The organism is Tropicimonas omnivorans (assembly GCF_031846565.1).
Taxonomy (GTDB): Bacteria; Pseudomonadota; Alphaproteobacteria; order Rhodobacterales; family Rhodobacteraceae; genus Tropicimonas_B; species Tropicimonas_B omnivorans.
The window spans coordinates 763,654-781,037 of the sequence record NZ_JAVRHL010000002.1 but is presented as its reverse complement, the minus strand read 5'-3'; the positions used below and the strand labels follow the sequence as shown (position 1 = coordinate 781,037).

Below are 17,384 nucleotides of genomic sequence, written 5' to 3'. Positions count from 1 at the left end.
TCCATCGCCCGATTCTCAGGCCTCTAGAACGACTTACTCGGCCGCCTGATCCGGCAGCGCGCGCTGCCCCCCGTCGTCATCGGGCGCGGAATCGTGATCCATCGGCAGGCGCTTGTCGGTGCGGGCGCCGAGCGTGCGAAGCTTGTCCACCTGCCCGAGCACGTTGCCCCGACCGCGGGCGAGACGGTCGACGGCGCGGGAATGGGCATCGCGGGCATTGTCGAGATGCGAGCCGATCTTGTCGAACTCCTCCAGCACGCCGACGAACTTGTCGTAGAGCTTGCCCGCGCGGTCCGCGATGGCCTCGGCATTGCTCTCCCGGCGCTCGACGGCCCAGATATGCTCCACCGTGCGCAGCGTGACCATCATCGTGGTGGGCGTGACGATGCCGATTCCCTTGCGCAAGGCCATCGCGGTGAGATCGCCCTGCACCCGGAGGGCTTCGGAGAGCGCCCCCTCGATGGGCATGAACATCAGCACGTAATCGACGCTCCCGGCCTCCAGCGCCTGGTAGCCCTTTGCCGCGAGCGTCTCGATATGGGTCCTGACGGCGCGCACGTGATCGGCCAGGGCTCTCTTGCGCTCCTCCTCCGAGTCGGCGTTCGTCGCGGCCTCGTAGGCGATGAGGGAGACCTTGCTGTCGATCACGAGGGACTTGCCCTGCGGCATCCGCACGACGACGTCGGGGCGCCAGCGGGCGCCCTCCTCGTCCCGGCGGCTGGCCTGGACCTCGTAATGCACATCCCGTTCGAGGCCGGATTCCTCCAGGATGCGCTCGAGGATCATCTCCCCCCAGGCGCCCTGACGCTGCTTGTCACCCTTGAGGGCCTGGGTCAGGTTCACCGCCTCGCGGCTGATCTCCTCGGAGCGGCTGTGAAGCGTCGCGATCTGTTCCTTGAGGCGCGCGCGCTCCTCGTCCGCGGATTTGTGGACGTTGCGAAGCTCGATCTGGAAGTTGCCGACATGCTCCTTGAAGGGCGCGAGCAGCTCGTTCAGCTTCTGCTGGTTGGCCTTGGCGAAATCCTCGCCCTGCACCTTCAGCGTCTGGCTCGCGAGCTCCCGGAAGCGGGACGTCATCTCCTCGCGCAGGGTCTGGAGCGTGCGAATTTCCCGCTCGGCGGCTTCGCGGTCCTTGGTGATCTCGGTCTTGAGGCGGCTGATCTCCCGCTCGGAGGTGCCGTGAGCGATGCGCGTCTCCTCCAGCTTCTCCGCAAGGTCGGCCCGCTGGGCTCGGGCGCGGTCCACCTCCCGCGACAGGCTTTCGGCAGCTTCCTCCCGCCGCTCCGCGCGAATGCGGGCCGACGACAGGTCCGATCTCAGTTGCTCCGCCAGAAGCTCGAGCTCACCTGAGCGGGCCGTCGCCACGCTGCGCTCCTCGGCGAGGCGCGCCTCCGTCTCCGCCAGACGGCGGGACAGGTCCCGGACCTCCCGCCCCCGCGCCGCGGCACGCAGGAGAAGGGCGACGCAAACGAGCGCAAGAAGCGCGGCAGCGCCCGTAATGTAGAGGGGATCGATCTGGTCGAGCGGCATGGGGGAATCCTAGAGATGTTCCCCTAACGTTTCATGAATGCCCACCGGCAATCAAGATGCGGGCCGCCGAAGCGGCCCGCGGTAATTCACTGATCGAGGAAGCTGCGAAGCTTGCGGCTGCGCGAGGGGTGCTTGAGCTTGCGCAGGGCCTTCGCCTCGATCTGGCGGATCCGCTCGCGGGTGACCGAGAACTGCTGGCCGACCTCCTCGAGCGTGTGATCCGTGTTCATCCCGATGCCGAACCGCATCCGCAGGACACGCTCCTCCCGCGCCGTGAGCGAGGACAAAACGCGCGTCGTGGTCTCCTTCAGGTTCTCCTGAATGGCGCTGTCGAGCGGCAGGACGGCGTTCTTGTCCTCGATGAAATCGCCGAGCTGGCTGTCTTCCTCGTCGCCGATCGGCGTTTCGAGGGAGATCGGCTCCTTGGCGATCTTCATCACCTTGCGGACCTTCTCCAGCGGCATCTGGAGCTTCTCGGCCAGCTCTTCCGGCGTCGGCTCCCGACCGATCTCGTGCAGCATCTGGCGACCGGTGCGCACCAGCTTGTTGATCGTCTCGATCATGTGCACCGGGATACGGATCGTGCGGGCCTGGTCGGCGATGGAGCGGGTGATCGCCTGGCGGATCCACCACGTCGCATAGGTGGAGAACTTGTAGCCCCGGCGGTACTCGAACTTGTCCACCGCCTTCATCAGGCCGATGTTGCCTTCCTGAATGAGATCAAGGAATTGCAGGCCGCGGTTGGTGTACTTCTTGGCGATCGAGATCACGAGCCGGAGGTTGGCCTCGACCATCTCCTTCTTGGCCGCCCGGGCCTCCTTCTCACCCTTCTGCACCTGGTTCACGATGCGGCGGAATTCGTTGATGTCGACACCGACATACTGGCCCACCTGCGCCATCTCGGAGCGCAGATCCTGCACCTTGTCAGACGAGCGGTCGAACAGAGCCGTCCAGCCACGACCGGGCTGCTGGGCCATCCGGTCCATCCAGGTCGGATCGAGCTCGGAGCCGCGATACGCCTCGATAAACTCGCGACGGTTGATGCGGGCCTGATCGGCGAGCTTCACCATGTTCGAGTCGATCGACATGATCCGGCGGTTGATGCCGTAGAGCTGGTCGATCAGCGCCTCGATGCGGTTGTTGTGCAGGTGCAGCTCGTTGACGAGGAGCACGATCTCCGAGCGCAGCGTCTGGTAGGTGGACTCGTTCTCGGCGGAGAAGGACCCGTCCTCGTTCAGGGTTGCCGACATGCGGCGATCCTGCATCTCCTCGAGCCGGAGGTAATTCCGCGCGATGACCTCCAGCGTCTCCAGAACGCGAGGCTTCAGCGCCGCTTCCATGGCCGCAAGGGACATGTTGGCCTGTTCGTCCTCGTCCTCGTCGTCGTCGTCATTGTTGCGGATCGGGTTTCCGTCCGCATCGACCTCGGGCTGTTCGGCGGCGGCGGTCTTGGCGGCGGGGGTGGTGGTGTCCACCACCGGCGTGTCGTCGTCGTCCTCCTCGAGGGAGCGGCCGAAGGTCGCCTCGAGGTCGATGACGTCACGCAGCAGAATGTCTTCGCTCAGAAGCTCGTCCCGCCAGATCGTGATGGCCTGGAAGGTGAGCGGGCTCTCGCAGAGGCCCGCGATCATGGTGTTGCGACCGGCCTCGATGCGTTTGGCGATGGCGATCTCGCCCTCGCGGGACAGAAGCTCGACCGAGCCCATCTCGCGCAGGTACATGCGCACCGGATCGTCGGTCCGGTCGAGCTTTTCGCTCTCCGACTGGGAGACCGTGACGTCACGCCCGGAGGACGCTTCGACCACGGCGGTGGAGCCGCTCTGCCCCTCCTCTTCCTCGGCCTCGTCGTTCTCGATGATGTTGATGCCCATCTCGGACAGCATCGACATCACGTCCTCGATCTGCTCCGAGCTGACTTGCTCCGGCGGAAGGACCTGGTTGAGCTGGTCGTAGGTGATGTAGCCGCGCTCGCGCGCCTCGGCGATCATCTTCTTCACGGCGGCCTGGCTCATGTCGAGCGTCATGCCGTCGGACTGCTCCTCGGTCTTCGTCCCGTCGTTGTCTTTCGCGGCCATGGTCTCTCCCACTGACGAGGTGATTCGGGCATCCGCCCGAACCTGCGAATCATAGGTCATGCGGCTTGGCGTTCCAGATGTCCTACCGTTGCCTGCAATGATTTCCAATACGTTGACCGATTCGGACTAAGGTCCCGTTCCCTCGTATCCGATTCGGCGCAACAGTTCCTGCAACGCATCCTTCTCACGTCGATCCAGTCGCGCCCCGTTGGGCGCGGTCTCCAGCTCCGAACGGCCGCCCTCGCCCGCACTTGCCGCCCGCAGGACGGCATCGGCGGCCTGGGCGATACGCCAGTCGAGGCCCTCGCCCGCGGACCCCGCGATCGCGGCCACGCTTTCCGCCATCTCCCGGGCCATGCCGCGCGCGGCCCCGAGCTTGGCCAGTTCCTCGGTCAGGCAGGCCCGAGCGAGTTCGGCATCCCCGGCCCGGCGGACCGAGGGAGCGATCTGGACATGGCGCGGTGACAGCATCGTTTCAAGGCCGCGCGCCCCCACCTCCTCGCGAAGATGGATGAGCACGCCCTCCGCATCGACCCCGGGCGGCACCCGCAGGAGGCTCGCGGCGATGGCGGCATGGCCCGGCCCGCGGAACTCGAACTCCTCGAGAATATGCGCGAATTCGTCAATCAGGACCGGCGTGTGGATGAGCGTCGCGAGGATCACCGCCTCCCGGAGCCGGTCCGTCACGCCCTCGGCACCGGAGGCCAGAAGCGACGCGCGGGACTGCTCCGTCGAGGGCAGAAGCGGCGCGGCGCCCTTTTTCCACGCACCGCCGCGCTTCTGGAAACCGGAGGCGGGCGGCAGCCCACGAGGTTCCGGCGACGCGCCGGCCCCGGAGCCATCCGCTCCTCCGGGATGGCCATAGCCATAGAGGTCGGCGCGCAGCCGGCGGAATTCCTCCGCATAGTGCATCTTGATGGAGCGGTCGCGGATCTCGTCGAGCACGGCGCGCAGATCCCGGTCGAGGGACGCGCGCCGTTCGGGGCTGTCGAGAACGAGCCCCTCCGTCTTCTCGCGCCACAGGAGCTTCGCCATCGGCTGGGCGCTGCCGATCAGCTCCCCCATCGCTTCCGGCCCGCCCTCGGAGCGCAGCAGATCGTCGGGATCCTTGCCCTCCGGCAGCAGGACGAAGCGCAGTTCTCGCCCCGGCTCCAGCATCGGAAGGGCGCGCGAAATCAGACGGTAGGCGGCGCGCAGACCGGCCGTGTCCCCGTCGAGCGCGACGACCGGCTCGCTGGAGATCCGCCAGATCAGGGCAAGCTGCGCTTCCGTGATCGCCGTGCCGAGCGGGGCGACAGCGGCGGGGAAGCCGTGTTCATGGAGCGCGATCACGTCCATGTAGCCCTCGGCGACGATCAGGGCGCCAGAGCGTCCCGCCGCGGACCGGGCCGGCGCGATGTTGTAAAGCCCGGCGCCCTTGTCGAAAATCGGCGTCTCGGAGGTGTTGAGGTACTTCGCCTGCGCATCGGCGGACATCGCCCGTCCCCCGAATGCGACGGCCCGGTCCTGCCCGTCCCGGATCGGGAAGACGATGCGGTCCCTCAGGAAATCGTAGAGCGAGCCGTCCCGCTCCGAGCGGCGGCAGAGGCCGGCTTCGACGAGCAGATCCGCCTCCATGCCGCGGCCGGTCAGCGCATCGGCAAGCGCGGTGCGGCCGCTGGGAGCATAGCCGATGCCGAAGCGCTCCAGCGTCTCCGCCTTCACGCCCCTCCGCTCGAGATAGGCCCGCGCTTCGGCGGCGGCGGCGGTCGACAATTGCGTGCGGTAAAAGCGTGCGGCGGCGTCCACCGCCTCCCTCAGGCGGGTGTTCCGGTCGGCCCGTGCCTGCGCCTTCGGATCGCCCTTCGGCACCTCCATCCCGGCCTCCCGGGCGAGGATCTCCACCGCCTCCATGAAGCCGACATTCTCGGTCTCCTGCACGAAGGTGAACGCGTTGCCCTTCGCCTGGCATCCGAAGCAGTAGTAGAACCCCTTGCGGTCATCGACGTGAAACGAGGCCGTCTTTTCCTGGTGGAACGGGCACGGCGCCCACCAATCTCCCTTGCCCTGCTGGGACTTGCGCTTGTCCCACAGGACCTTCTTGCCCACCACCTGCGAGAGGCTGACGCGGGCGCGAAGCTCGTCGAGAAAACCGTCAGGAAGGGCCATCGAGAAACTATCCTATGCCCGGCGCGATTCTGGAAGCGGCTCCGGGAGTGACCTGCGGTCTATCGCGGCGCGGGGCCGGGCTGGAAATCACGATTTCAGCGCGGGCCGGGCGCGCGGTCCTAGGTGCCCGGGTCCATCTTCGCAGCAAGCTCCTCGATGCCCATGCCGGAGGCCTGCGACAGGTAGCTCAGAGCCAGAAGGGAGGGCGGCGCCGGCAGGGCGCGCCCCTTGGAGGCGAGAGACCGCACGTCCGCGGTCGTCATGTCCCGCGCCAGATCGACGAAGGCGCGTCCCTTGAGCGGCACGAAACGGGGCGGTCTCGGCGGATCCGCCTCCGCGGGCGCCTGCGGAAGAGGGACATCCGCCGCCATCCACCCGAGTGGTTCGAGGACGGCGCGCGCCGCGTCACGCCCCGATGCGAGGCACTCCCCCGTCGATCCGGCCCCTGCCATCGCACCCGCCGCGGCCCAGCCCGGACCGGCGGCCGGCTGCGGCAGGAACATCATCAGATCGCGGCTCCAGCCCGGCGTGGCGCCCCGCTCGCGGGCCAGCGTGAGCCGCGGCGCCCAGGTCCCCGAGACCGCGAGCGCGTCGACCCTGAGCGGTCTGGATCTGGTCTCCCCCCGCTTCATCAGAAGCAGCGCCGTCAGACCGCGGCGCCCTCTCGTTCCGGCGATCTCCGTATCGGTCAGGAGCGGCACGCCCTCCGGCAGGTCCGCGCCGTCCGGCGGCCCGTAGGACGGGTCGATCAGCGCCGGCACCTCGATGCCGGCGGCCACGAGGTCGATCGCCGTCCGGCGTGCCTCCCGCCCGTCGCCGTAGACCGCGATCCGAGCGCCCGGCGCCGCCCCGAACCGGTGGAGCGCCATCCGCACGGCCGCCGCGCTCAGAATGCCCGGACGGTCGTTGCCCGGAAAGACCTCCGGCTCCTCGGACGCGCCGCAGGCCAGCACCAGTGCCCGCGCGTCGATGCGCCACAGCCGTGGCGTTCCATCGGGCAATCGCTCAACCGCCCTCACCCGGTCGCCGCCGGCCGTCGTGACGCGTATTCCGAACCGGACCTGAACGCCCTGCTGCGAAAGGCGCTCCGCCTCCTCCGCCGCCCAGTCCGCCCCGGACTTGCCGCCGACCGTTTCGCGCTCACCGAGGAGATATCCGCCCGGCCTCGCATCCGCCTCGACCAGGAGGACACTGGCGCCGGCCTCCGCCGCAGCGCGCGCGGCCATGAGGCCCGCCGGCCCCGCGCCGACGACGAGGACATCGCAGGAGGTTTCCTCAGGATCGGCGCTCGTCTCGTCCGGCGCGCGCACGTCGGCACGTCTGCCGATGCGCCAGGCGCTGCGATCGAGCGGTGACGCGTCCAGCCCTTCGCTCAGCACAAGCTCGGTCGCGCGGATCGCCCGCCCCTTCACCACGACGACGCCGTTCGGCTCCTCGGGCTCGAGCCGCGCGAGACCGCGCGGACGCCGATAGATCGGCGAGCGCCCGACGACGCGCACACCCGCCGCCAGGAGCGCGGACGCCAGCGTATCCCCGGGATGGCCATGACAGGTCCTGCCGGCGAACCGAAAACTGATGCGCGTCGTCCGGTCGATCAGACCGCCCGTTTCCAGCCGCATGGGATCTCCTTTGGGTCTCTCCGAGCATGGGCCGGAGACGTTAACGCGGGGTTCATGGCAAAGGCCGCCTGGCCCCTTGCTCGGTGACAAGCCGGTCAAGGGGCTGATCCGTCGGCTCGAGCGGCACCTCCGTCAGCTCCTGCGCGGCATAGGCGAGGCCCACCGCCTCCGGCGCCCCAGTCTTGCGCAGCGCCTCGAGCGTTCGATCGTAGAACCCGCCGCCGTAGCCGAGACGAAAGAGCCGGGCGTCGAAGGCGAGCATGGGCACGATCAGAAGATCGGGGGTCAGATCCGCACCCCCGGCCGGCACCTCGACCCCGAAGGGCCCCCTCTCGAGCGCGCATCCCGGCACCCATTCGCGAAAGCGCAATGCTTCTCCCGGACCGACCACGACGGGCACGCAGATCCGGTTCCGCGCCGCCAGGGCCGTCATCGCTGGCAGAGGATCGGCTTCGGAGCGGATCGGCATATAGCCCGCGATCACCCGGCCCGCCTCGCCCGCCAGACACTCGACGAGCGCCGCGGACACCATAGGGCCCGCACCCGACCGGTGCGCCGCGTCCCGCGCCCCGCCGGCCCGCGCCCGCGCCTCGGCCTTCGTCAGAGCAGCCACAAGGCCGCCAGTCCGAGGAACGCGAAGAAGCCGACCACATCCGTGACCGTCGTGACGAAGGTGCCAGAGGCCAGGGCTGGATCGACCCCCGCCTTGTCGAGCAGGAGCGGAATCAGGATCCCCGCAAGCCCTGCCATCAGCATGTTGATGACCATCGCGGCCGAGATCACGTAGGCGATGCCGATATCGCCGAACCAGAGGATCCCCACCGCGCCCATCAGGACGGCGAAGATCACCCCGTTGATCAGGCCGACGGCCGCCTCCCTCCGCACGATGCGCAGGACGTTGGAGCCGGTGAGATCCTTCGTCGCCAGCGCCCGGACCGCCACCGTCAGCGCCTGTGTGCCGGCATTTCCGCCCATGCTGGCCACGATGGGCATCAGCACGGCGAGCGCCACGACCTGCGCGATCACCTCCTCGAACTGGGCGATGACAAGGGAGGCGAGGATCGCCGTCGCCAGGTTCACCGCCAGCCAGGGAAGACGGCGGCGCGTGGTGTCGACCACCCGGTCGGAAATCCGCGTCTCGCCGACACCGGCGAGGCGCAGGATGTCCTCCTCGTGCTCCTCGTCCATCACCACCATCGCGTCATCTATGGTGATCACGCCGACGACGCGCTTCTCCTCGTCGACCACGGGGACGGAGATCAGGTGATACTGGTTGAAGGCATAGGCCACCTCGCCCTCGTCCTGATCGACGGGCACGGTGCGGAAATCCTCTTCCGTCAGGTCGCGGAGAAGTGCGCCCCGGCGAGAGGAGAGGATCTTCCCGATCGCAACCTGCCCCACCGCCCGCATCCGGGGATCGACGAGAATGACGTGGTAGAACTGGTCCGGCAGGCTGTCCGGGTTGGTCCGCAAGAAATCGATCGCCTCGCCGACACGCCAATGCTCCGGCGCGCGGACGATCTCGCGCTGCATCAGGCGGCCGGCGGAGAACTCGGGGTAGGTCAGCGCCTGCTCGACGGCGGCGCGGGACGAGGCGGACAGCGCCTCGAGGATCATGGTCTTCTGCTCGCCCTCTAGATCCTCGACGAGGTCGACCACATCGTCGCTGTCGAGTTCGCGCACCGCCTCGGAGAGCACGTCGGGCGGCAGAAGGTGGATCACCTCCTCGCGAAGACTCTCGTCCAGCTCGCTGAGAACCGCGCCGTCCAGCCGGCCACCGTAAAGGTGCAGCAGGGCCGCACGCTGCCAGCCCTCGATCTGCTCCAGAAGGTCGGCCATGTCGGCCGGGTGGAGCGGCTCCAGCAGCTCGGCCAGGCGCTCCGCATCCTCTGCCTCCACGGCCTCGAGGACACTTCGCGTGAACGGCCCGTCGAGCGTGTAATGGCCCGCCTCCCGCTCGTCGGAGGCCTCCGGCGTAAGAATGTCGTCAGCCATGATGGAGCGCCCCCGGATCTGCGCGGTAAGCGCCGACAATAGGGCCGGCGGTGGCAGGAGCAACCTGAACCCGCCGGCATCCCTTTCGCCCGCCGCGGGAGAGCCATAATGTCCCCCTCATGACACAGACACTCATCCTCGGGCAGGTGCTCGACATCCACTCGGACCCCTTCGGCAGCACGCCGGACGCGGCCAGCCGATTCGACGCCCATGGCGGTGTCCTGGTGGAGGACGGACGCATCCTCGCCACCGGTCCCGCGGATGAGCTGCGGTCCCGCGCGCCCCGGGCGACGGTCGAGGATCACGGGCAGGGGCTGATCCTGCCGGGCTTCGTCGATGCGCATGTCCACTATCCCCAGACGGCGATCATCGCCTCCTGGGGCAAGCGCCTGATCGACTGGCTGAACACCTACACTTTCCCCGAGGAGATGCGGTTCGGCGATCCGGCCTATGCGGACGAGATCGCAGAACGCTACCTCGATCTGCTGATCGCGAACGGCACCACGACCGCCTGTTCCTTTTGCACGATCCACCCGGCCTCCGTGGAGGCCTTCTTCATCGCCGCCGAACGGCGCGGCATGGCCGTCGCCGCCGGCAAGACCTGCATGGACCGCAACGCGCCGGATGGACTGCGCGACGATGCCAGATCCGCGTACGATGACAGCGCCGCCCTCCTCGCCCGCTGGCATGGCAGGGGCCGCGCGCGCTACGTCATCACGCCCCGGTTCACGCCCACCTCCACGCCCGCACAGCTCGAGGCGCTCGGCGCACTCTGGGCCGAGAATCCGGATTGTCTGATGCAGACCCACCTCTCCGAACAGCTGGACGAGATCGCCTGGGTGAAGGAGCTGCACCCGGAGGCCCGGGATTATCTGGACACCTACGAGGCGCACGGTCTCTTGCGGGAGGGCGCGCTCTTCGGCCACGCGATCCATCTCGAGGACCGCGAGCGGGATCGTCTCAGGGACGCGGGCGCCGCCCTCATCCATTGCCCGACGTCCAACGCCTTCATCGGCTCCGGTCTCTTCGGCATGGCGCGGGCCAAGGCGGAGGGCCAGATTGTCGGCCTGGCCACCGATACCGGCGGCGGCTCCTCCTTCTCGATGCTGCGGACCATGGCGGCGGCCTACGAGATCGGCCAGCTGACCGGAACGCCGCTCCACCCGGCCGAGCTCATCTGGCTTGCGACCGCGGGATCCGCCGCTTCCATGCGCGCACCCGATCGGATCGGCACGCTCGCGCCGGGATCCGACGCGGATCTCGTCGTGCTCGACCTCGCCTCCACCCCCGCCATCGCGCAGCGCGCCGGGCGGGCGGAGACGATCTGGGATGCGGTCTTCCCCACGATCATGATGGGCGACGACCGCGCAACGGCGGCCACCTATGTCGCCGGTCGCAAGCTGTTCTCGCCCCATCGCGGCTGACGGGCCGGCGCCTGCCTCCCGCGCGGAATGATCCGGAGTTCAGAAGGATCCTGTGTTCCCCGCATGGCCGGCGCGTTCCGCATGGTCGCCGGGCGTGTGCCGTACCGACGCGCAAGAGAGGCGCGTTCGATCAGGAGGCCCGTCCGGTCCCGTCCGCCAACCGCTCCAGGGCCCAGGCATGGAGTTCGGGTGTCGCCGCAGCGATTGCCCGGCCTCCCTCATGGGCCGGACCACCCTCCCAGTCTGTCACGATCCCTCCGGCTGCCTCGATCACCGCGATCGGCGCGCAGATGTCGTAGGGTTTCAGCCCCGCCTCGATGACCAGGTCGATCTGCCCCAGCGCGACGAGACCGTAGGCATAGCAGTCGAGGCCGTAGCGCGTCAGCTTCACGTCGCGGGCAACGCGGGCGAACGCTGCGGCGTCCTCTGGCGATCCGACCTCGGGAAAGGTGGTCATCAGGATCGCGCCGGCGGGATCCGTTTCCCTCCGCACGCACAGGTCCCGTGTCCCCTGCGGCCCGGAATGGGTCGCGACAAGGCCCGCGGCGCCTTCCCACCGCTCCGACGTAAAGGGCTGATCGATGATCCCGAAGATCGGGCCGGCCTCGTCGGACAGGGCGATCAGCACACCCCAGCTTGGCGTACCGGCGAGAAAGGCGCGCGTGCCGTCGATGGGATCGAGCACCCATGTCAGACCACTCGTTCCCTCCTGTTTGCCGAACTCTTCGCCGTGGATGCCGTCCTGCGGGCGCCTGCGGTCCAGGATGTCTCGCATCGCCGTTTCCGCGGCGCGATCGGCAGCGGTGACGGGATCGAAGGCCTCCGCCTCCTTGGATTCGGCCACGAGACCGGGCGCGCGGAAATACGGCAGGATCGCCCCGCGTGCGGCCTCCGCGAGTTCAGCGGCAACGCGCCTCAGCTCGGAGGATGCGGCGGCCCCGCCGAAACGGGCCGTCGTCTGTTCTGTGCTGGTCATGGAACCGCGGTACGCCCGGCCGCGACACCGGTCAAGCGGCTGGGACGCATGGGGGCGAGGCTGGGTCGATCAGGCAGCCTGGCCGAGGGCCCGGGCAAGATCGAACAGGCGGCGCCGCTGGGCTTCGGGGATGGCGTAATAGGTGCGAACGAGATCCATCGCCTCCTTGTCGGCCAGCACGTCGGGCGTTGTGCCCTTGGCGCCATCAGGACCGCTGGCCCCCTCGAGTCCATCGAAGTAGAAGGAGACGTCCGTCCCGAGGACCTGCGCGATGTCGAACAGACGGGACGCGCTGACACGGTTCATGCCGGTTTCGTACTTCTGGATCTGCTGGAACTTGATGCCCACCTTCTCGGCGAGCTGCTGCTGGGTCATGCCGATCATCCAACGACGATGCCGGACGCGCTTGCCCACATGTATATCAACCGGATGTGTCACTATTGCCTCGCTACAACTGGAATACGTCATCCCCGGGCACGACCCGAGCTGCCACCAATATCCCCTAGGATGAACTCAATTAATACATGCCGAAAAGGTCAGGTCTCTGGCAAGCTTTTTCATTAACTATGTTTCGTTAAACTTCAACGTACTAGCGAAATATTTGCAAAATGCGAAGTTATGCGCGTGAAGCAAATATCAGCCGGCAGTTGCGTTCTATTTCGCAAAAGTAATTTCAGCGTTGATCGAAGTTGAGCGCCGCTGACCGCTTTTGGCTGTTGCGAGATTCCCGCATACGGCGACTCCACCGGGGTCACGGATTCTCAGGGACCGGCAGGAGGTCGGTCTGTGCGGTGTTCACGGCCGGGTTCGTCACGGGATTGCGGTACGCCTCCCGCACCAGATCGGCGAGCGCCAGCTCCGCCTTGCCGCGGATCACTTCGGAGACGTAGAGGTTTATGTGGTAGCTGCGTAACTCCGGCAGCGCACCGCCATGGGGGATCCGCTCTAGAAAGGGCGGCGCGGTTCCCTCGAGGTCGGCCGTGATCGCCAGATCGGCGCTGACCGTCGCCTCGATCGCCCGTTCGCTCTCCGCCTCGACCGCCATCTCCCAGGGGATGCCCGCCCGATCGAGGGCGTCGACGACCTCGCTGCGGAAGATGCAGGACCGGGCGAAGGCGAGGCGAAGGGGAAGCCGCCGCCAGGCCTGCCCGCCACGCGCCCCGACCCAGGACAGCGGCGTGTCGGAGAGCACCTCGCCGCCCTCCATGATTTCCTGCTCGGTGGTCAGGATGATCCCGCACTGTCCGCGGCGGTAGAGGTCCTGAAGCTGGCGCGTGTAAAGCGACAGGAGGTTCGCCCGCATCCTCGGATAGGCCGCGGCAAACTTCTGCAGCACCTGCGGAATGAAGGGATAGACGATGTCGTGCGGCACGCCGAGCATCACCTCGCCCTCGAATTCCTGCGATGTCATGCGACCGATTGCCTCGTCGTTCAGCGACACCATCCGCCGTGCATAGGCGAGGAGCTGGTCGCCTTCGGCCGTCAGGGCGATGCCGCGGCGGGAGCGATCCATGAGCGACAGGCCCAGCCCCTCTTCCAGCCGCTTGAGCTGCATGGACACGGCGGATTGCGTCAGATTGAGCAGACCCGCGGCCCTGGTGACCCCGCCGCTATCGGCCACGGCCACGAAGGAACGCAGGGCGGTCATGTCGAGATTTCGCGGCATATCAATTTCCGTGATACTTGGGTTCATGAACATTCGTTTGAACGATAGCACAAGAGCAGACAGATACAGCCCCGAAAGAGATTTTGACGCCTCCCGACGTCACCAGATGAAAGTCCGCACCATGCACGCCCAGTCGACCCTCTCCCGCCTCCCCCTCGCCTCCCTTGGCCGCCGGCATCCGTTCCGGACGTTGTTCGACCTCTTCGCGCTCGGCCGCCAGCGCCGCGAGCTGTCGGGTCTGGACGAGTCCCGCCTCGCCGATCTGGGCCTGACCCGGCACGAAGCGATGCAGGAAGCCTCCCGCCCGGTCTGGGACGTGCCCGCCAGCTGGCACTACTGATCAAAGCAAGGCCCCGACCTGCCGAACAAAGGCGCGGGCAGCCCCTCCCCCGGGGCCGCTCCGCGCCTTTTCCATATCCCTGACGTGATCCATCAGGCCCCCTGGACGGCCCGGCCGGCACCGGCCCCCACTGCATTTGGCAAGGCCCCGGCGCTGGCGCCCCGCGCAGGCTTGGGCTAGAGGGGGCGCGGACCCGACCCGTGCCCGAAGGCCAGCATTCATGACGCGCATTCTCATCACTTCCGCGATTCCCTACATCAACGGCGTCAAGCATCTCGGCAATCTTGTCGGCAGCCAGCTTCCGGCGGACCTCTATGCCCGCTACGCCCGCGCGCGGGGACACGAGGTGCTGTTTCTGTGCGCCACGGACGAGCATGGCACACCTGCCGAGATCGCCGCGACCAAGGCCGGCATGCCCGTCGAAGAGTACTGTCACCAGATGCACCGGGTGCAGGCCAAGCTCGCTGCGGGCTTCCGCCTCTCCTTCGACCATTTCGGCCGCTCCTCCTCGATGCAGAACCGCCGGCTGACCCAGCATTTCGCCGGCGCGCTCGCCGATAACGGCCTGATCGAGGAGCGCAGCGAGCGGCAGGTCTTCTCGATCGACGACGACCGCTTCCTGCCCGACCGCTACATCGAGGGCACCTGCCCCAATTGCGGTTACGACAAGGCCCGCGGGGACCAGTGCGAGAACTGCACCAAGCAACTCGAGCCGACGGACCTCATCGAGCCCCGCTCCTCGCTGTCCGGCTCCACGAGGCTGGAGGTCCGCGAGACGAAGCACCTCTACCTTCTTCAGTCCAAGCTGAAGGGCGACCTGGCCGAGTGGATCGACAGCAAGTCCGACTGGCCGATCCTGACCACCTCGATCGCCAAAAAATGGCTGAACGACGGTGACGGGCTCCAGGACCGCGGCATCACCCGCGATCTCTACTGGGGCGTTCCGGTCACCAGGGGCGGCGAGCCGTGGCCGGGCATGGAGAAAAAGGTCTTCTACGTCTGGTTCGACGCTCCCATCGAATATATCGCCTGCGCCGCCGAATGGGCCGATGCGCAAGGCCTCGACGAGGAGCATTGGTGGCGCTGGTGGCGAACCGACGAGGGCGCGGACGACGTGCGCTACGTCCAGTTCATGGGCAAGGACAACGTCCCGTTCCACACCCTCTCCTTCCCCGCGACGATCATGGGATCCGGCGAGCCCTGGAAGGTCGTCGACTACATCAAGTCCTTCAACTACCTGACCTATGACGGCGGCCAGTTCTCCACGAGCCAGGGGCGCGGCATCTTCATGGACCAGGCGCTGGACCTGCTGCCGCCCGATTACTGGCGCTGGTGGCTCCTGTCCCATGCGCCCGAGACCTCGGACTCGGAATTCACCTGGGACTCCTTCCAGTCCGGCGTGAACAAGGATCTGGCCGACGTGCTCGGCAATTTCGTCTCCCGCGTGACGAAGTTCTGCCGCTCCAAGTTCGGCGAGGAAGTTCCGGAGGGCGGCGAGGAGATCAGCGAGCGCGGCCGCGCCCTCGTCGCGGAGTTGCAGGAGCGTCTCGAGACCTACTGCAAGCACATGGATGCGATCGAGGTTCGTCGCGCCGCGGCGGAGTTGCGCGCGATGTGGGTGGCCGGCAATGAATTCCTGCAGGACGCGGCCCCCTGGTCGACCTTCAAGGAGGATCCGTCTCGCGCGGCGGCGGACATTCGCTTCGCGCTCAACCTCATCCGCGTCTATGCCGTGATCTCCGCCCCCTTCATCCCCGACGCCTCGGCGAAGCTGCTCGAAGCCTTGCGGACCGAGGAGACGAAGTGGCCGGTGAACATGGAGCAGGCGCTCCTCCGTCTGCCCGCCGGCCACGGCTTCGTGGTGCCGGACACGCTCTTTGCCAAGATCGACGACGATCAGCGCGAAGAATGGAAGGTCGCCTTCGCCGGCAAACGCGACTGATCAGGCGCCGAGGAGGGCCCGTGCCGCGGCGCGGGCCTCGTCGGTCACGATATCCCCCGCCAGCATACGCGCAAGTTCGTCGGTGCGCTCCTCCCCGCCGAGCGGCACCACGGTGGAGAGCGTCATCCCGTCCGAAACGCGCTTCTCCACCCGCCAGTGATGCGCGCCGCGTGCGGCGACCTGCGGGGAATGCGTGACGACGAGGACCTGCGCCCGCTCGGACAGGGCGGCAAGCCGCCGGCCGACCGCATCCGCCGTTGCCCCGCCGACACCGCGATCGATCTCGTCGAAGATCAGCGTCATCCCGGCACCGCCGCCCGTCAGGCAGACCTTCAGCGCGAGGAGAAACCGGGAGAGTTCGCCGCCGCTGGCGATCTTGTTCAGGGGTCCCGGCGGAGCGCCGGGGTTCGTGGCCACGGTGAAGGTCACCGCGTCGCGCCCGTCCGGCCCCGCCTCCCCGGCCTCGATCACGGTGCGAAAGACCGCCCGCTCCATCTTCAGCGGCGCAAGCTCCGCCGCCATCGCGGCGTCGAGCCGCTCGGCCGCCGCACGCCGCATGTCGCTGAGCGTCCCTGCGGCGGCATCGAAGCTCGCCTCCGCATCCTTCAAGGCCCGCTCCAGGTCTTCGAGGCCCCGCTCGGAGGCGTCGAGTGCGGCGAGCCGGCCCCGAAGATCGGCGGCATGACCGCCAAGGTCGTCCGGCAGCACCTGGTACTTCCGGGCAAGACCGCGGATCGCGAACAGCCGTTCCTCGACCGCCTCCAGCTCGCGCGGATCGTAGCTCATCGCATCGAGTGCCGCCTCGATCCCCTGCTCTGCCTCGCTCAGGGCGTCGGCCGCGCGCGTGAGCGCCTCGAGCGCTCCGTCGAGACGACCGCCAGCCCCCTCGGAGGCACCATCGAGCCACCGCGCAGCATCCGAGACCATCCCCTCGGCGCCATCGCCGGACACCGCCGCAAGCGCACGGGTGATGTCTTCGCGGACACGCTCGGCGCCCTGCATCTCGCGGCGACGCCCGTCGAGTTCGGCTTCCTCACCGGGTTGGGGATCGAGCTTGTCCAGCTCGGTCACGGCGTGACGCAGGAACTCCTCCTCGCTTTTCAGCGTGTCTGCCTCCTCGCGCGCCCGCGCAAGCGCCGCCTCGGCGTCCCGCCGCGCGCGCCAGGCGCCGCGCACGGCCGCCAGCTCTGCGCCCGAGCCTGCGAAGTCATCGAGAAGGCCGCGATGGCCGCGGGGGTTCAGGAGGCCGCGGTCGTCGTGCTGGCCGTGCAGTTCCACGAGGGTGTCCGACAGCGCGCGCAGCACCTCGCCGCTCGCGCGCCGGTCGTTGACGTAGCCGGTCTTGCGCCCGTCGGCCGCGTTCACGCGCCGCAGGATGAGTTCGTCCGAGACGGGCAATCCAGCCTCGTCCAGAACCGCCCGCGCGGCATGGCCCTCCGGGAGATCGAACACCGCGACCACCTCGCCCGCGTCGGCGCCGGGGCGCACCATCTCGGCGCGGCCGCGCCAGCCCAGAACGAAGCCGAGCGCATCGAGGAGGATGGACTTGCCCGCCCCCGTCTCCCCGGTCAGCACGTTGAGGCCGGAGCGGAAATCGAGCTCCAGCCTGTCGATGATCAGAAGATCGCGAATGTCGAGTGAGCGCAGCATCGGGGCGATCTATCGCACC

The 17,384-nt window shown here is 67.9% G+C and carries 13 protein-coding genes; 3 read left to right on the top strand and 10 right to left on the bottom strand.

All coding sequences use genetic code 11. The features are described 5' to 3' along the window. Nucleotides 1-33 precede the first annotated feature (33 nt). The 6 genes from RM543_RS09070 to mgtE all read right to left on the bottom strand — a co-directional run bounded on the left by RM543_RS09070 (nucleotide 34) and on the right by mgtE (nucleotide 9,367). Entirely contained in the window at nucleotides 34-1,530 is a 1,497-nt protein-coding gene (locus RM543_RS09070) for a DNA recombination protein RmuC (protein WP_311690760.1), read from the bottom strand. Nucleotides 1,531-1,616: 86 nt separating this feature from the next. Next, entirely contained in the window at nucleotides 1,617-3,605 is a 1,989-nt protein-coding gene (rpoD, locus tag RM543_RS09065) for an RNA polymerase sigma factor RpoD (protein WP_311691356.1), read from the bottom strand. A gap of 126 nt (nucleotides 3,606-3,731) precedes the next feature. Next, nucleotides 3,732-5,753 (bottom strand): DNA primase, encoded by a 2,022-nt coding sequence (gene dnaG, locus RM543_RS09060; RefSeq protein WP_311690759.1) that lies wholly within the window; start codon nucleotides 5,751-5,753, stop codon nucleotides 3,732-3,734. A gap of 119 nt (nucleotides 5,754-5,872) precedes the next feature. Continuing rightward, nucleotides 5,873-7,372, bottom strand: coding sequence for an FAD-dependent oxidoreductase (locus tag RM543_RS09055; RefSeq protein WP_311690758.1), 1,500 nt, complete (start codon nucleotides 7,370-7,372; stop codon nucleotides 5,873-5,875). 52 nt (nucleotides 7,373-7,424) lie between these two features. Continuing rightward, nucleotides 7,425-7,985, bottom strand: a complete 561-nt coding sequence (locus tag RM543_RS09050; protein WP_311690757.1) for a 5-formyltetrahydrofolate cyclo-ligase — start codon at nucleotides 7,983-7,985, stop codon at nucleotides 7,425-7,427. Beyond that, complete coding sequence (gene mgtE / locus RM543_RS09045; RefSeq protein WP_311690756.1) at nucleotides 7,973-9,367, bottom strand: magnesium transporter; 1,395 nt, start codon at nucleotides 9,365-9,367, stop codon at nucleotides 7,973-7,975. The genes RM543_RS09050 and mgtE overlap by 13 nt, the downstream gene beginning before the upstream one ends. A gap of 119 nt (nucleotides 9,368-9,486) precedes the next feature. Between mgtE and guaD the strand changes: the two genes are divergently transcribed. Then, nucleotides 9,487-10,791 (top strand): guanine deaminase, encoded by a 1,305-nt coding sequence (gene guaD, locus RM543_RS09040; protein ID WP_311690755.1) that lies wholly within the window; start codon nucleotides 9,487-9,489, stop codon nucleotides 10,789-10,791. 130 nt (nucleotides 10,792-10,921) lie between these two features. Here the strand turns inward: guaD and hisN are convergent, their stop codons facing one another. The 3 genes from hisN to RM543_RS09025 all read right to left on the bottom strand — a co-directional run bounded on the left by hisN (nucleotide 10,922) and on the right by RM543_RS09025 (nucleotide 13,433). Further along, a complete protein-coding gene (gene hisN, locus RM543_RS09035; protein ID WP_311690753.1) occupies nucleotides 10,922-11,767 on the bottom strand; it encodes a histidinol-phosphatase in 846 nt (281 codons plus the stop codon). A gap of 69 nt (nucleotides 11,768-11,836) precedes the next feature. Beyond that, nucleotides 11,837-12,205, bottom strand: coding sequence for a helix-turn-helix domain-containing protein (locus tag RM543_RS09030; protein WP_311690751.1), 369 nt, complete (start codon nucleotides 12,203-12,205; stop codon nucleotides 11,837-11,839). A 313-nt stretch (nucleotides 12,206-12,518) separates the two neighbouring features. Then, the gene (locus tag RM543_RS09025) at nucleotides 12,519-13,433 is read right to left on the bottom strand and encodes a LysR family transcriptional regulator (RefSeq protein ID WP_311690749.1); all 915 of its coding nucleotides are present in this window, start codon (nucleotides 13,431-13,433) and stop codon (nucleotides 12,519-12,521) included. A gap of 106 nt (nucleotides 13,434-13,539) precedes the next feature. Here RM543_RS09025 and RM543_RS09020 point away from each other — a divergent pair, with 106 nt between their 5' ends. Beyond that, entirely contained in the window at nucleotides 13,540-13,773 is a 234-nt protein-coding gene (locus tag RM543_RS09020) for a DUF1127 domain-containing protein (RefSeq protein ID WP_311690747.1), read from the top strand. Nucleotides 13,774-13,993: 220 nt separating this feature from the next. Next, the gene (metG, locus tag RM543_RS09015; protein ID WP_311690745.1) at nucleotides 13,994-15,715 is read left to right on the top strand and encodes a methionine--tRNA ligase; all 1,722 of its coding nucleotides are present in this window, start codon (nucleotides 13,994-13,996) and stop codon (nucleotides 15,713-15,715) included. On the opposite strand, the gene recN is transcribed toward metG, so the two are convergent. Then, complete coding sequence (gene recN, locus RM543_RS09010) at nucleotides 15,716-17,365, bottom strand: DNA repair protein RecN (protein ID WP_311690743.1); 1,650 nt, start codon at nucleotides 17,363-17,365, stop codon at nucleotides 15,716-15,718. Nucleotides 17,366-17,384: the final 19 nt, after the last annotated feature.

Bases quoted from the DNA above. Each gene is read 5' to 3' on its own strand.
- hisN (WP_311690753.1), bottom strand. From the start codon at position 11,767: ATGACCAGCACAGAACAGACGACGGCCCGTTTCGGCGGGGCCGCCGCA.
- RM543_RS09025 (WP_311690749.1), bottom strand. From the start codon at position 13,433: ATGCCGCGAAATCTCGACATGACCGCCCTGCGTTCCTTCGTGGCCGTG.
- recN (WP_311690743.1), bottom strand. From the start codon at position 17,365: ATGCTGCGCTCACTCGACATTCGCGATCTTCTGATCATCGACAGGCTG.
- metG (WP_311690745.1), top strand. From the start codon at position 13,994: ATGACGCGCATTCTCATCACTTCCGCGATTCCCTACATCAACGGCGTC.
- rpoD (WP_311691356.1), bottom strand. From the start codon at position 3,605: ATGGCCGCGAAAGACAACGACGGGACGAAGACCGAGGAGCAGTCCGAC.
- RM543_RS09055 (WP_311690758.1), bottom strand. From the start codon at position 7,372: ATGCGGCTGGAAACGGGCGGTCTGATCGACCGGACGACGCGCATCAGT.
- RM543_RS09070 (WP_311690760.1), bottom strand. From the start codon at position 1,530: ATGCCGCTCGACCAGATCGATCCCCTCTACATTACGGGCGCTGCCGCG.
- dnaG (WP_311690759.1), bottom strand. From the start codon at position 5,753: ATGGCCCTTCCTGACGGTTTTCTCGACGAGCTTCGCGCCCGCGTCAGC.
- RM543_RS09020 (WP_311690747.1), top strand. From the start codon at position 13,540: ATGAAAGTCCGCACCATGCACGCCCAGTCGACCCTCTCCCGCCTCCCC.
- mgtE (WP_311690756.1), bottom strand. From the start codon at position 9,367: ATGGCTGACGACATTCTTACGCCGGAGGCCTCCGACGAGCGGGAGGCG.
- guaD (WP_311690755.1), top strand. From the start codon at position 9,487: ATGACACAGACACTCATCCTCGGGCAGGTGCTCGACATCCACTCGGAC.